Origin of the sequence: Zoogloea sp. LCSB751 (assembly GCF_002028455.1) — a bacterium.
In the GTDB taxonomy this organism is placed as follows: Bacteria; Pseudomonadota; Gammaproteobacteria; order Burkholderiales; family Rhodocyclaceae; genus Zoogloea.
Genome location: NZ_MWUM01000047.1, coordinates 1 through 13,888 on the forward strand (window position 1 = coordinate 1; position 13,888 = coordinate 13,888).

Consider the following 13,888-nt stretch of genomic DNA (forward strand, 5'->3'; position numbering starts at 1 on the left):
ATCCCGCGCATCACCTCTTCAACCGCACCGGCCGTCATCGGCCCCGTCACCACCTGATCCAGCCACTGCTGCGCGCCTTCCGGCAACTCTGCAACCGGTGGCAACGACAGCTTCTCCTTCTTCCTCGGCATACCTTCATCCTTTCTGGATGCTGTTATGCCTCAAACACAAAAATTCGGACAGGCCCATCGAAGGCAAAAAAAAGGAGACGCGAACGTCTCCCTGAAGTACTTCGTCGATAAGGAACAGGTTGCGGACTTACTTCTCCACGATCATGCGGCTACGCATTTCGAGGTGCAGGGCGTGGCAGAAGTTCGTGCAATAGCACCAATAGACACCCGGCTTGTCGGCCTTGAAGGTGACGGACTTGGTTTCCAGCGGGTTCACGATGAAGTTGATGTCGTACTTCGGAATCGCGAAGCCGTGGGTCAAGTCTTCGACCTTGTCCAGGTTGGTGAGGATGAGGGTGACCTCATCGCCCTTCTTGACGGTGAATTCCGGCAGGCTGAAGGCCGGTGCCTGGGACACCATCTTCACGGTGACCTTGTTGCCCTTGCGCTCGACGCCGGATTCCTTCGGGTCCTTGATCGCATTGGGGAAGTCGTCCAGGTTGTAGACCTGACGGGTCTTGATGAACTCGCGCTTGACGATGATGGAGTCGTGGGGCTCGGAATACACGGCGTGGTCGGCCACCACCTTCATCTTGTCGCCGCTGATGTCGATCAGCTGCGCGGTTTCGGGGTGCAGCGGGCCGACCGGCAGGAAGCGGTCCTTGGAGAACTTGTTGTCGGACAGGAAGTACTTGCCGTCCGGCGCCTTGGTCTCGCCCATCGAGGTGAAGCCATGACCCGGCTGGTATTGCACATCCACGCGATCGACCACGACCTTGGCGTTCTTGTCACCCTTGAAGGACTGGATGGCGGCTTCGACGTTCCACTTCACGATCTGGCTGTCGAGGAACAGGGTGGTGTAAGCATTGCCCTTGTTGTCGAAGCCGGTGTGCAGGGGGCCGAGGCCGATTTCCGGTTCGCCGACGACGGCATCGCGGGCATCCTTCAGGTCGCCATCGAACCATTTCAGCACCAGATCCAGCTGAATGACGCTGGCGGTGGGGGACAGCTTGCCGGAACACACGAAGTACTTGCCGTCCGGGCTGGCGTTGACGCCGTGGGGGTTCTTCGGAATCGGCACGTAGCAGGTGAGGGCGGTCTTCGGGTCCTGGTTGGCGGCCTTGGTGCCGTCCACCACAGGCACCTTGGAGCTGCCGTAGGTCTTGGTCTTGCCGGCCTTGACTGCTTCCTCGATGCGGGCGACGTTGAAGAACAGACAGGCGTCGCGCTCGGAGGACATCATGTCCTGGTAGTGGGCGCCCATCTCGGTGTTGTACTGGTTGGTGGCGGCCAGCTTGCCATCGTAGGAGGTGGCGACGAGGTCGCAGTTGCCGTCGATCAGCACCTGCCAGCGCACTTCCATGGACTCGGCATCCACACAGGTGAACAGGGAGTGGTACTTGGTCGGATCGTTCATGTCGTTGCCGTCATTGGGCAACGGAATGGAGAACTCGGCGCCGCAGAACACGCGGGTGGTGTGGTTGATCTTTTCGTCCACCGGATCGCGCTTGTCCGGGAAGGTGCCGTGGAAGCCCTGGATGTTGGGCAGCTCGATGATCTTGTCGGTTTCCATCGTATCCATGCGGATACGGGCCAGGCGGCTGTGGATCTTGTCATTCACGAAGATGTACTTGCTGTCGTACATGCCGTCCGTGTAGGACTGGTGAACGTGGTGGGTGTCGCCTGTGTGGTACCTGAGGCTGCCGTCCGGCTTGGTGCCGATGATGGCCTTGGATTCGTTGGTGATGCCCCAGCCGACCAGGCAGTCCATGTTGAACACCGGGATGCGCTTGAACAGGCGGCCGGAGGGCATGCCGTAGATTCGCACTTCGCCGGAGTGGCCGCCGCTGGAGAAAGAATAGTATTCGTCGAGCTGGCCGGGAGGCACTTCGTATTTGCCGTATTCGCCGGCACCATGGGAAGCCGGCGCGGCTGCCGGCGCACCGGCGGGGGCGGAGGCTTCCTGCTTGCAGGCGGACAGGCCGACGGACAGGCCGGCCCCGGCCAGGCCGGCGAGGGCGGCGGAGTTCAGGAACCTGCGGCGCGCCGGAACGGGGCTGGCGTCGTCGTGCTTGATGTCTTCGATACTCATTGTGGTTGGTCTCCGTATGTCCCTAAGCTGAGTGCGAGCGGGCCGCGCAATGCGGGCTGCATGTCCAGACCAGGCGGGGAAGGGCGCCGGCTGCGACGCTTCGCCCCTGCGGCAATCTGTCGCAGCGCACTGTAGGAGGGTTGGCGCGGAAAAAAATTGACCGCGGGCAAGAATCGCCAAAGACCAGCCCCTGAATCCGGCCGAATGGTCGTATTCAGGGGGGAGTATTAGAAGATACTGAAATAAAAGGCGAAAATTCCGCAGGGCGGAGGCTCTCGCCGCTGCGGGTTCAGCTGCGCGGTGCTCCGCCGGCTTGCAGCAGAACCAGCAGCGCGCCGTCGCCGCCGTCATGGGGGCGGGCCTGGCAGAAGGCGAGAATGTCTTCCCGCTGGGCCAGCCAGCCGCGGGAGAGGTGCTTGAGGACCGGTATGCGGCCCGGTGAGCCGTGGCCCTTGCCGTGGATCACCCGCAGGCAGCGGCGGCCCTGCAGCAGGGCCTGGGCGATGAAATGGGCCAGCGCGGCGCGGGCTTCGTCGCGGGTCAGGCCGTGAAGGTCGAGTTCTCCCTGGACGACCCAGCGCCCGCGGCGCAGGTCGGTGAGAATCCGGCGCGGCAGACCGACACGCAGGTAGGCTGCCTCGTCGCCCATGTCGAGGCGGTCCTCGAAGCTGAGCGGGGTTTCCAGCGCTTCGCGCAGGACTTCCCGTTCGTCTTCCTCGCGCTTGCGGGGCAGGGGTGCCGGCGTCGGGCGGGCCACTGCAGCAAGGTTCTTGTCCTTCAACGGTGCGACCTTGCCGGCTACCTGACGGAACAGTTCGGCGGGGTCGTGCGGCGCGCGCTCGTCAAAGGCCGGCGCAGGTGCCTCCCAGTGCTCGATGGCGCGGACCTGTGGGTTGGCCTGCTGGCGTTGGCTGCTCAGGTCGGCGCGGTTGAAGTCCTTGATCGGTGCGACGTCGCCGAGGGCGGCGCGGAACACCGCGACCGGGTCGTTCTCGTCGACGCGCGGGGCTTTGCGCGGCGTCTCCGGCTCATGCTCGATGATCTGCGGGCGCGGCCGGGGGGCGGGCCGGGGCTTGTCGATCTCCGCCCGGTCCTGGCCGCGGACCGGTTGCAGGGTTCCGACCTGTTTGCGGAAAAATGCCGCGTCGTCATCGGAGGCGTGCTCTGCCGGCGTCGGCCGTGCCGGTGCGGCCGCGGGACGGCCGATGACCGTCTTGAGCGTGCTGTTGGGTACCTGATGCCGGATCGCCTTGAGGGTGTCGAGTCCGGAGTGACGCTTGTCCTTGCCCATTTGATGCGGATGCTGAAGTGCAAAAGGAAACGGACCGGGCAGGGGCCGGTCCGTTGTGAGGCCCTTGCTGACGGCTCAGCCGGCGAGGCCCAGGCTGTCCAGGTAGCGCTCGGCGTCGAGCGCGGCCATGCAGCCGGTGCCGGCGCTGGTGACGGCCTGGCGGTAGATGTGGTCCTGCACGTCGCCGGCGGCGAACACGCCGGGTACGCTGGTGGCGGTGGCATTGCCTTCGCGGCCGCCCTTGGTGACGATGTAGCCGTTCTCCATCTCGAGCTGGCCTTCGAAGATGTCGGTGTTGGGCTTGTGGCCGATGGCGATGAACACGCCCTTCAGCTCGATGTCGCGGGCTTCGCCCGTCTTGACGCTCTTGATGCGCATGCCGGTGACGCCGGTCTTGTCGCCCAATACTTCGTCCAGCGTGGACTCGAGGGCCAGTTCGATCTTGCCGGCCGCGACCTTTTCGTAAACCTTGTCGACCAGAATGCGCTCGGCCTTGAACTTGTCGCGGCGATGGACGAGGGTGACCTTGCTGGCGATGTTGGCCAGGTACAGGGCTTCTTCGACGGCGGTGTTGCCGCCACCGACCACGGCGACTTCCTGGTTGCGGTAGAAGAAGCCGTCACAGGTCGCGCAGGCCGACACGCCCTTGCCGGAGAAGGCTTCCTCGGAGGGCAGGCCCAGGTACTGGGCGCTGGCACCGGTGGCGACGATCAGCGCGTCGCAGGTGTATTCGCCCGCATCGCCGACCAGCCGGATTGGCTTTTCGGCCAGGTGGGTGGTGTGGATGTGGTCGAAGATCATCTCCGTGTTGAAGCGCAGCGCGTGCTTTTCGAAGCGGGCCATCAGTTCCGGGCCCTGCACGCCATCCGCGTCGGCGGGCCAGTTGTCCACTTCGGTGGTGGTCATCAACTGGCCACCCTGCGCGATGCCGGTGATCAGCACGGGGTTCAGGTTGGCGCGGGCGGCATAGACGGCGGCACTGTAGCCAGCAGGGCCGGAGCCGAGGATCAGGAGCTTGATGTGTCGGGTAGCCATCTTCGTGGGTCTTTCTTGTCTGTGAGGCGAGGAAGACCGATTATAAGGCCCGAGGTTCCCACCCGCTTTGTGATTTGTAGGTAGGCAAAGTGGCATCCGGCATGACAGCCGAGCGCGATATGACGTCAGTTTGATTTATACTTAATTCCGGAAGTTGTACGACAATTTGATCACGTCGCCGAAAAATTAATTAGCGTCCCGCCGAGGAGAGGCCTTATGACCGTCACCAGCTCCGTGTCCACCATTGCCCTGAGGACTTTTCCGATCTTCCAGGGCCTGAGCGACGACCGGCTGGCAACCGTGGCACGCGTGGCGATGATGCGGCGCGTACCGCGAGGGGCTGCCGTGGTCCATGAGGGCGACCGTACCGATTTCGTTTATTTCGTGCTGACCGGCAACCTGAAGGTGATGGTCAGCGACGAAGATGGCCGTGAGGTGATCCTGACCATCCTGGGGCAGGGAGAAATGTTCGGCGAAATGGGCGTGCTGGACGACAGTCCCCGTTCCGCGTCGGTGGTGGCCGTGGCGCCGTCCGATCTGGTGACCATCGCCAAGACGGACTTCAAGCGCCTGATGCAGGACAACTTCGAGCTCTCCTGGCACGTCATGTGCAATCTCACCCGCCGCCTGCGCGATGCCGATCGCAAGATCGAAAGCCTGGCGCTGATGGACGTCTATGGCCGTGTGGCGCGCCTGCTCCTCGAGATGTCCGAAGAGATCGACGGCGTGAAGGTGGTCAAGAAGAAAATCTCCAAGCAGGACATCGCCAAGATGATCGGCGCTTCCCGCGAGATGGTCAGCCGGGTCATGAAGGACCTGGGGCTGCGTGGCCTGATCGAGGAAACCGACGGTGGCGTGATCCTGAGAGAAAAGATCTACGACTTGTGACTGGTACGGAAATCCTTCCTTACGTATTCGCAAACGGACGGAGAAGGGACGGCCAGAGACCCTGGTTTATAATGGAAGCGCGGTGATGAGCCGCGCTTTTGCTTTTTTGGTATCGCTTCCGTAGTGCCCGATCCTCGCCGAACCATGTCCGAACGTCCCTCCACCCGTCCGCTTCCGCTGCCCGAAAAGATCGCCAGCCTGTTGCAGGAAGCCCGCTGGCTGTTCCTCGGCGTGCTGGCCCTGTATTTTTCGATGATCCTGTTCGGCTATTCGAAGGCCGATCCAGGCTGGTCCCATGCCGTGCAGGTGGAGCGTGTCAGCAATCCGGGCGGACGTTTTGGCGCCTGGCTGTCAGACCTGCTGTTCTACCTTTTCGGACTGTCTGCCTGGTGGTGGGTGGCCTTTCTGGGGTTCGGTCTGGCGGTGGGATTCCGGCGGCTGAAGCTGGTGTTCGGCGCCGACCGGCGCTCCCTTTTCATCGTCGTGTTCGGTTTCGTGATGGTGCTGGTCGCCAGCAGCGGCCTGGAGGCGATGCGCTTCCACTCGATCAAGGCGACGCTGCCCCTCGAGCCGGGCGGGGTGATCGGCATCGAGTTCGGCAATCTGGTACTGCAGTACCTGGGTTTCACCGGTGGGACCCTGCTGCTGCTCGGTACGATTGCCGGTGGCTTGAGTCTCTTTTCCGGCGTGAGCTGGGTCGAGGCTTCCGAGCTGCTCGGTACCGGCCTGGAAAGGCTGTGGATCTTCGTTACCAACGGTTTTCAGACCTGGGAAGACCGTCGCGTCGGCCGCGAGGTCGCGCAGAAGCGCGAAGAAGTGGTCGAGACCAAGCGCAAGAAGGAGGAGGTCGCGCCACCACCGCCGGTGCGTATCGAGCCGGCGGTCGTGAAGGTCGAGAAGTCGGAACGGATCGAGAAGGAGCGTCAGCCGCATCTCTTCACCGAGCTGCCTGGTGGGGCGTTGCCGCCGCTGTCGCTGCTCGATGAACCGTCCCACGACGTGGAGCCGCCTTCTGTCGAGACGCTGGAATTCACGTCCCGCCTGATCGAGCGCAAGCTCGCCGACTTCGGGGTCGAGGTGAAGGTGCTGGCGGCCTATCCCGGTCCGGTGATCACCCGTTTCGAGATCGAGCCGGCGGTCGGCGTGAAGGGTAGTCAGGTGGTTAACCTGGCCAAGGATCTGGCGCGGGCCCTGTCATTGGTGAGCATCCGTGTTGTCGAGACGGTGCCGGGCAAGGCCTGCATGGCGCTGGAGCTGCCCAATCCCAAGCGCCAGACGGTGCGCCTGTCGGAGATTCTCGGCTCCCGCGCCTATCACGACATGAGTTCGCCGCTGACCGTGGCGCTGGGCAAGGACATCGGTGGCCAGCCGATGGTGGCAGACATCGCCAAGACGCCGCACCTGCTGGTGGCCGGTACCACCGGCTCCGGCAAGTCGGTGGGCATCAACGCGATGATCCTGTCGCTGCTCTACAAGTCCGAACCGGCCGACGTGCGCCTGATCCTCGTCGATCCGAAGATGCTCGAACTGTCGATCTACGAGGGCATCCCGCACCTGCTGGCGCCGGTCGTCACCGACATGAAGCATGCCGCCAATGCGCTTAACTGGTGTGTGGCGGAGATGGAGAAGCGCTACAAGCTGATGTCAGCCGTCGGGGTGCGCAACCTGGCTGGCTACAACAAGGCGGTGGCCGAGGCTGCCAAGGCCGGCGCACCGCTGAAGAACCCCTTTTCGATCACCCCGGAAAGTCCCGAGCCGCTGGAAAAGCTGCCCTACATCGTGGTGATCATCGACGAGCTGGCCGATTTGATGATGGTGGTCGGCAAGAAGATCGAGGAGCTGATCGCCCGTCTGGCGCAAAAGGCCCGGGCTGCCGGCATCCACCTGATCCTCGCCACCCAGCGCCCCAGCGTGGACGTGATCACCGGCCTCATCAAGGCCAACATCCCGACCCGTATGGCCTTCCAGGTTTCCAGCAAGATCGACTCCCGCACCATCCTCGATCAGATGGGCGCGGAGGCTTTGCTGGGCATGGGCGACATGCTCTACCTGGCGCCGGGTACCGGCCTGCCGACCCGCGTTCATGGTGCTTTCGTGGCCGATGACGAGGTCCACAAGGTTGTCGAATTCCTCAAGTCCACCGGCGAGCCCGACTACATCGAAGGCGTACTGACGCCGTCCGAAGAGGAGGGCGGCGATCTGTCCGGTGGTGGCGAAGGCGGAGAGGGCAGCGAGGCTGATCCGCTTTACGACCAGGCGGTGGAGATTGTCGTCAAGACCCGCCGGCCGTCGATTTCCCTGGTCCAGCGTCACCTGCGCATCGGTTACAACCGCGCGGCACGCCTGATCGAACAGATGGAGCGCTCCGGCCTGGTTACGCCGATGGGCTCCAACGGCAACCGGGAAGTGGTTGCCCCAGCCCGCGAAGGAGAATGATGATTCGTCGCCACGCCACCTTGCGAGCCTTCGGGCTCGCCCTGCTGTTTGCCGCCAGCTCGGCCCACGCCGATGGCCTGGCCCAGCTCAAGCAGTTCATGGAGGGGACCCGCAGCGCCAAGGGGACCTTCACCCAGCAGGTCTTGTCCAAATCCGGCCGCAAGCCCCAGCAGGCCGGCGGCACGTTCGCCTTCGCCCGCCCGGGCAAGTTCCGGTGGACCTATGAAAAGCCTTACGCCCAGCTGCTGGTGGGGGATGGCAACAAGTTGTGGGCCTACGACCAGGAGCTCAACCAGGTCACCACCAAGAAGCTCGGCCAGGCCCTCGGTACGACGCCGGCAGCGATCCTGGCCGGCGACAATGCCCTCGACAAGAACTTCGTGCTGAAGGACGCCGGCAGCGCCGATGGCCTGGAGTGGGTCGAGGCGACGCCGAGGGCTAGTGACAGCAGCTTCGAGCGGATCCGCATGGGCTTTGCCGGCGGACAGCTGAAAGCGATGATCCTCAACGACAATTTCGGCCAGACCACGTCCCTGAGCTTCGGCCACATGGAGCGCAACCCCGCCCTGGACGCCGGGCTGTTCCGCTTCGTGCCGCCGAAAGGGGCCGACCTGGTCGGCGAGTGAGTCCGCCCCCTCTTCATGGCTGATCTTTTCGACGCCCTCGACCCGCCGCGCCTGCCACTGGCAGAGGCCATGCGGCCCAAGACGATCGCCGAGGTCATCGGCCAGAAGCATCTGCTCGGTCCGGGCAAGCCTCTGGCGCTGGCCTTCCAGTCGGGCAAGCCCCATTCGATGATCCTGTGGGGGCCGCCGGGTGTCGGCAAGACGACGCTGGCGCGCCTGATGGCCAAGGCTTTCGACGCGGAGTTCACTGCCTTGTCGGCGGTGTTTTCGGGTGTCAAGGACATCCGCGAGGCGATCGCCCAGGCCGAAGTGGCGCGCACCCGCGGCCGCCACACGATTCTGTTCGTCGACGAGGTACACCGCTTCAACAAATATATAAAAGTCATTGTAAATCAACGACTTAAAAATATCTTTTGTGCCTTTTTTGTGCCTTGGCACAACTTCCAGGCTCGTAGCTGCATGATTTTAGGGCGGGTTCAACATGGCTGACCTGTTCGAAAAATCGCCTGTTGCGCCCTTGGCTGAAGCCCTGCGACCTAGGGTGTTGGACGAAGTGATTGGGCAGTCGCACCTGCTTGGGGAAGGTAAGCCCCTGAAGCTTGCCTTCCAGTCTGGCAAAGCGCACTCAATGATTTTCTGGGGGCCACCTGGGGTCGGCAAAACCACACTGGCAAGATTGACCGCCAAAGCTTTTGACTGTGAGTTCATTGCATTGTCGGCGGTGTTCTCTGGGGTCAAAGACATCCGTGCAGCGATGGAACAGGCCGAGCAAAACCTTGCCCAAGGTAAGCACACCATCTTGTTCGTGGATGAGATTCACCGATTTAATAAGTCACAACAAGATGCGCTGCTGCCTTATGCGGAATCCGGGCTCGTAACCTTCATCGGTGCGACAACAGAAAATCCTTCGTTTGAAGTCAATTCTGCTTTGTTGTCCCGATCTCAAGTCTATGTTCTGAAGTCTCTGACGGACGATGAGTTGAAGGAACTGTTCGTCAGGGCAAGAGAAACAGTACTGGGTCATCTGACCTTTGACGAGCTGTCCATTGAAACACTTGTCGGTTATGCGGATGGTGATGCCCGTAGATTCCTGAACCTGCTGGAACAGTGCAGTACGGCAGCCGGGGCTGCTGGGGTAACGAACATTGATGCGGACTTCATCAAGAATGCTCTGTCATTGAACTCGCGGAGGTTTGATAAGGGCGGGGACAACTTTTATGACCAGATTTCCGCCCTGCACAAATCAGTCAGGGGTTCAAATCCTGACGCTGCCCTTTATTGGCTGTCCAGAATGCTGGATGGCGGGGCAGACCCAAGATACTTGGCTCGTCGCATTGTTCGCATGGCTTGGGAAGACATTGGGTTAGCCGATCCAAGAGCTATGCAGATCGCTAACGATGCAGCTCTGACTTATGAGCGCCTGGGTAGTCCAGAAGGTGAGTTGGCACTTGGACAGGCAGTGATCTATCTGGCGATTGCTGCCAAGAGTAATGCAGGCTACATGGCCTACAACAAGGCGCGTGCCTTCGTGAAGCAGGACAAGAGCCGAGAAGTTCCCGTTCATCTTAGGAATGCTCCTACCAAACTGATGAAGGAACTAGGCTATGGACATGAATATCGCTATGCCCATGATGAACCCAATGCTTATGCTGCGGGTGAAACCTATCTTCCTGATGGACTACAAGAACCAGGATGGTATCGGCCAACACCTAGGGGGCTGGAAGCAAAGATTACAGAAAAGATGGATTTCTTGAGAAAACTAGACAATGAAGCAAGAAGAAAGAAGTAGTCTGTCTTGCTGGTTATTCGTCAATTCGTTTTTTGGCTTTGATATTCGGTAGAAGCTTGACATTGTGAATTTTGTCTTTATGGTTAATTGTAATAATCATAGAGACATAGATGGCATACAAGAAACAATACCAAAAAAAAGAATACGCCAAGACTGAAGAGCGAGACTATCAGCAGGAGCTAACCAACAAGTTCATTGCACGTATTGAAGAAGCGATTGCTTGTGAAGAGCAAGGCTTGAAGTGGGAAAAGCCATTTTTTAGTTGCAACGAATGGCCAAGAAATGCCCTGACTGGTGAAAAATATCATGGCTCTAATGTTGCAACTCTGATGACTGAAGAGTTCAGCGATCCACGCTGGATGACCTTCGTTCAAATGCAAGAACTGTCCAAGGCAATGGAAACTCCACTTCACATAAAGAAGGGTTCCAAGGCCAGCTACATCATGAAGGTCGTTCCAGCCTATCAGAAAGATAGTGACGGCAATGTTCTCAAGAATAGTGATGGGAAAGCTCTTCCTGTTCTTGATGAAAAGGGTAATCCCAAGATCGGCTTTAAGTGGTATCCCGTTTTCAATGCCAGTCAGATTGAAGGAATGCCACCTTACATTCAAGCCAGTAAGGAAGTGAAACCGGTTGAAGAGATTGAACTACTCTCCAAGGCTTTGCAGGAAAGAACCGATCTCAAAGTGGAGCACTCAGGGGTATCTCGTGCTTACTATTCTTCTGCCAAGCATCTGGTTCATATGCCTGAACCCGGTCTATTCAAGAGTAGTGAAGCCTATGCCGACACCTTGCTACATGAGTTTGGGCATAGCACGGGGCCAGCATTGGGCAGAAAAATGGGTAATGGGTTCGGCACGTCCGAGTATGCAAAAGAAGAGCTGATTGCCGAATTGACTTCATCATTCATGGCTGTTGAGTTGGGTATCCCCCACAATCCTTCCAGCCATGAAAATCATGCGGCTTACTTGAGATCGTGGCTTTCTGCCCTGAAAGATGACAAAACCTTGATCACCAAGGCAGCTAATCAGGCATCCAAGGCTACCGAATATCAGATTGAGCATTTGGAAGCCTACAAACTGACCCTTCAGCTAAAAAACCAGCAGGCTCAAGACATGGCAGATCAGGCGATTGCCACTGCAAAAAAGGGCTGTGCGATCAGTATGTAGTTGAAAAACCACGTCGTGGCGTGGCTTATCGGGATTGTGCAGTGCCCTTTGGCTTGGCAACACTCGCCTGTTTGGCCGTTTCAGGGTAGAGATCGTCGGTTTTCAACTGTGCCAGCCACTCAGGGCCCAATTGGTTGCGGACTTGTTGAAGAAGAGCAGACTGATTGTTGTCCAGTCCCTTGTAGCTACCAGTGGTCCAAGCTGCATTGAGTTTTTCCTTCCAAGCCTGACCGTTCTTCTCACTGTAAGCCCTGAGAACTGCACGCTGATCTTCCGTTAAGGTTTGGTTTTCAGTAGTGGCAACCTCCTTGGGCTGGTAGTCTTTGGCGCTGATTCTTCCCAATTCGTCGTATCGTAGATATTTGTGACTGCCTACTGGGAATTTTTCCTTCAAGGTCTCTTCGCGGTTGGCAAACTCTTCTTTGCCTTGCAGTAGCTTGGTGCTGTGGATGACTCGGACGAATATCTTTTCGTCGTTCTCGCCAGCAGATTGAGCCACAAAATATTTCCCACTGTGCAGAATTTCTCCGACAGCAAAGCCTTTGGTTGGAGCTTTGTAGATGAAGGCAACCGTCTTGTTGTCATGTGCTTGGTTGAAGGACAACACGGATTCCATAGCTTCTCGTTCGCTGGCAATCGCCTTGGCGGTGCTCCTGGCTTCCTTTAATTTGTACGTGAAGCTCTTGATCTGCTCATCCGTGGCCAGATTTTCAATTGGAATTTCATAGATGGCACGTTTGATGTCCGGTTGTTCAATACGCTTGGCAAAAGCATGTTTTTCATCCTTGCTGTTGAATAACCAATACACATCATAGCTGTTCGGAAGATCTACAAGGTATCGCTGGTTGTCGGGGTCGGCAATCACAGTCACACCATCCAGTTCCCCTGTTTGTATCTTACTTGCTCTTGTTGTCATGGCTTTCCTTTCGCTCATGATCAAGAAGTAGCAAAACAAAATATAAAGTCAAATCTAACAAGATGAGTGGCATTTCTCTTGCAATCCTTTTTTGTTTTTGTATGTTTGATTAAAAAAGGAAATCAAATGCAAGAAATAGGAAAGCGTGAGAGTTTCAGGGACAAGATACTTGCCATGCTTCCTGAAGAAAGAAAGCTTGACTTGATGAAGGTCATCAATGATGCAGGTTTAAGATCGGATGATGAAGCCTTCGCTCTTCTCTATATTATGGGATACATCAAGACACTGTATGAAGATATGCCTGATGCCGTAGAGCAAATGAATCATGTGGTCTGGCAAATGTCTGATTCGCTTGAAAGTTCGATGCAGGCGATTTTGAACAAGAATCTTGATAGCATAAAGATGGATATACACGCACACAGTAGCCGTGCTGCGGGTAATCTTCAGAACATGAGTCAGCGTTTCGCCCAACTGCTACAGGCTCATGAGGAAAAAATTCAAAGCTACGCCAGTTTGCTTGATGCGGAAAACGAGAAGCTACGTGAGAAGAGCCGCCACTTGTTCATCAGTGCCATGCGATCCAAGCTTCCCGATCTGATTGAACCCTACCTTCAGCAGATGGTGGAAGCTCCCTACACCATCAAAGGAATCGCTCGCGATTTTCTAGTCTGGTCGTCCAGCATGGCGGTTGTGTTGATCGGCTATGAACTGATCAAACGATGGCAATGATTCACGTTCTTAATCTTCCTGATACATGGCAAAAGGACCTGGTTCGGCGATGAATCCAAGGCGATCCGCATCCGTCTGTGTGGCAAATTCCCTTTCAAGGTCGTCACAGTAGCCGTCGTAGAGATGGTCTAGCTGTTCATCAATCATGATCTGGGTGGCTAAGATTGGCGGTTGCGGCGCTTGATAGCTGTCGTGGGAAACATCCCAAAATCGGTCCATATCAGGGAGTGTGGGACTGCTCGGCTGGGCATCGATCCATTCAGCCGGTTTGCTCTCTGCTCTGGTTTTGTAGGACAAGATCGGTACTGTCAGTATGTAGGCCGGATTCTGTCGGGCGAACAAAGCCAGATAGGTGATGGTTAGCGTCGCTTCATTGGCCCCCAACAAGTTGAACTCGTTGGCCCCCATGACTTTTTCCTGGTGGTGCTGTTCATCCACGGAGGTGGATTTTCCCCCGTCGCTATGGCTCACGCTACGGTGCAGCTTGGCGATGGTTTTTTCACCCAACAACTCGGAAAACTTGTTGGCTGTGAAGCCGTCATTGACCCCCAAGATATACATGCTTCCGGTGTTCGCGGTTATGAAATCGACGAATTCCTGCCCGTAAATTTTCACCAGTTGCGCGAGATCCTGCATGGCCAGACTGAGACTGACCCCCCTTGAGCGCATCCCCTTACACACAACTCTCCAGTCTGTATGCTTCATGCCAAATAATTGACGAGGCTGGCTGATGAGTTGGGCGAGAGACGAGTTCGGGACGATACAGCTGGGCGATCGGCGGTTGAACAAGCGAGCGGTTCTGCTGGC

General features: G+C 58.0%; 13 protein-coding genes. 8 read left to right on the forward strand and 5 right to left on the reverse strand.

Features of this window, described 5'->3' with window-relative positions; translation table 11 throughout:
* Positions 1-258 precede the first annotated feature (258 nt).
* The 3 genes from nosZ to trxB form a co-directional block, all read right to left on the reverse strand.
* Positions 259-2,202 (reverse strand): TAT-dependent nitrous-oxide reductase, encoded by a 1,944-nt coding sequence (gene nosZ, locus B4920_RS25245; RefSeq protein ID WP_079437517.1) that lies wholly within the window; start codon positions 2,200-2,202, stop codon positions 259-261.
* A gap of 289 nt (positions 2,203-2,491) precedes the next feature.
* A complete protein-coding gene (locus B4920_RS25250) occupies positions 2,492-3,493 on the reverse strand; it encodes a Smr/MutS family protein (protein ID WP_079437518.1) in 1,002 nt (333 codons plus the stop codon).
* Positions 3,494-3,568: 75 nt separating this feature from the next.
* Positions 3,569-4,528 (reverse strand): thioredoxin-disulfide reductase, encoded by a 960-nt coding sequence (gene trxB, locus B4920_RS25255; protein WP_079437519.1) that lies wholly within the window; start codon positions 4,526-4,528, stop codon positions 3,569-3,571.
* A 216-nt stretch (positions 4,529-4,744) separates the two neighbouring features.
* Between trxB and B4920_RS25260 the strand changes: the two genes are divergently transcribed.
* From B4920_RS25260 to B4920_RS25285, 6 genes are all read left to right on the forward strand, one after another.
* Positions 4,745-5,416 (forward strand): Crp/Fnr family transcriptional regulator, encoded by a 672-nt coding sequence (locus B4920_RS25260; RefSeq protein WP_079437520.1) that lies wholly within the window; start codon positions 4,745-4,747, stop codon positions 5,414-5,416.
* 144 nt (positions 5,417-5,560) lie between these two features.
* A complete protein-coding gene (locus tag B4920_RS25265) occupies positions 5,561-7,852 on the forward strand; it encodes a DNA translocase FtsK (protein WP_079437521.1) in 2,292 nt (763 codons plus the stop codon).
* Positions 7,849-8,478 (forward strand): outer membrane lipoprotein chaperone LolA, encoded by a 630-nt coding sequence (gene lolA / locus B4920_RS25270; RefSeq protein WP_088179548.1) that lies wholly within the window; start codon positions 7,849-7,851, stop codon positions 8,476-8,478. Before B4920_RS25265 ends, lolA begins: the two co-directional genes overlap by 4 nt.
* A 15-nt stretch (positions 8,479-8,493) precedes the next feature.
* Positions 8,494-8,967, forward strand: a complete 474-nt coding sequence (locus B4920_RS25275; protein ID WP_079437523.1) for an AAA family ATPase — start codon at positions 8,494-8,496, stop codon at positions 8,965-8,967.
* Positions 8,960-10,267 (forward strand): replication-associated recombination protein A, encoded by a 1,308-nt coding sequence (locus B4920_RS25280; RefSeq protein WP_024569582.1) that lies wholly within the window; start codon positions 8,960-8,962, stop codon positions 10,265-10,267. The genes B4920_RS25275 and B4920_RS25280 overlap by 8 nt, the downstream gene beginning before the upstream one ends.
* 110 nt (positions 10,268-10,377) lie before the next feature.
* Positions 10,378-11,436, forward strand: coding sequence for an ArdC family protein (locus tag B4920_RS25285; RefSeq protein WP_035834955.1), 1,059 nt, complete (start codon positions 10,378-10,380; stop codon positions 11,434-11,436).
* A gap of 25 nt (positions 11,437-11,461) precedes the next feature.
* Here the strand turns inward: B4920_RS25285 and B4920_RS25290 are convergent, their stop codons facing one another.
* Positions 11,462-12,352 carry a hypothetical protein gene (locus tag B4920_RS25290; RefSeq protein ID WP_024569581.1) on the reverse strand — a complete coding sequence of 297 codons (891 nt, stop codon included), beginning with the start codon at positions 12,350-12,352 and terminating at the stop codon, positions 11,462-11,464.
* Between the two features lie 126 nt (positions 12,353-12,478).
* On the opposite strand from B4920_RS25290, the gene B4920_RS25295 reads away from it, so the two are divergent.
* Positions 12,479-13,081: a hypothetical protein gene (locus B4920_RS25295; RefSeq protein ID WP_024569580.1), complete on the forward strand. Its 603-nt coding sequence runs from the start codon at positions 12,479-12,481 to the stop codon at positions 13,079-13,081.
* Between the two features lie 9 nt (positions 13,082-13,090).
* Here B4920_RS25295 and B4920_RS25300 read toward each other — a convergent pair whose 3' ends face one another.
* Positions 13,091-13,786: a TraM recognition domain-containing protein gene (locus B4920_RS25300; protein WP_079437524.1), complete on the reverse strand. Its 696-nt coding sequence runs from the start codon at positions 13,784-13,786 to the stop codon at positions 13,091-13,093.
* A gap of 25 nt (positions 13,787-13,811) precedes the next feature.
* Here B4920_RS25300 and B4920_RS31070 point away from each other — a divergent pair.
* The coding region (locus B4920_RS31070) for a transposase DNA-binding-containing protein (RefSeq protein WP_139379456.1) at positions 13,812-13,888 on the forward strand (77 nt) is incomplete at its 3' end.

Coding starts and splice junctions, on each gene's coding strand:
- nosZ (WP_079437517.1), bottom strand. CDS start 2,202: ATGAGTATCGAAGACATCAAGCACGACGACGCCAGCCCCGTTCCGGCG.
- B4920_RS25250 (WP_079437518.1), bottom strand. CDS start 3,493: ATGGGCAAGGACAAGCGTCACTCCGGACTCGACACCCTCAAGGCGATC.
- trxB (WP_079437519.1), bottom strand. CDS start 4,528: ATGGCTACCCGACACATCAAGCTCCTGATCCTCGGCTCCGGCCCTGCT.
- B4920_RS25260 (WP_079437520.1), top strand. CDS start 4,745: ATGACCGTCACCAGCTCCGTGTCCACCATTGCCCTGAGGACTTTTCCG.
- B4920_RS25265 (WP_079437521.1), top strand. CDS start 5,561: ATGTCCGAACGTCCCTCCACCCGTCCGCTTCCGCTGCCCGAAAAGATC.
- lolA (WP_088179548.1), top strand. CDS start 7,849: ATGATGATTCGTCGCCACGCCACCTTGCGAGCCTTCGGGCTCGCCCTG.
- B4920_RS25275 (WP_079437523.1), top strand. CDS start 8,494: ATGGCTGATCTTTTCGACGCCCTCGACCCGCCGCGCCTGCCACTGGCA.
- B4920_RS25280 (WP_024569582.1), top strand. CDS start 8,960: ATGGCTGACCTGTTCGAAAAATCGCCTGTTGCGCCCTTGGCTGAAGCC.
- B4920_RS25285 (WP_035834955.1), top strand. CDS start 10,378: ATGGCATACAAGAAACAATACCAAAAAAAAGAATACGCCAAGACTGAA.
- B4920_RS25290 (WP_024569581.1), bottom strand. CDS start 12,352: ATGACAACAAGAGCAAGTAAGATACAAACAGGGGAACTGGATGGTGTG.
- B4920_RS25295 (WP_024569580.1), top strand. CDS start 12,479: ATGCAAGAAATAGGAAAGCGTGAGAGTTTCAGGGACAAGATACTTGCC.
- B4920_RS25300 (WP_079437524.1), bottom strand. CDS start 13,786: ATGAAGCATACAGACTGGAGAGTTGTGTGTAAGGGGATGCGCTCAAGG.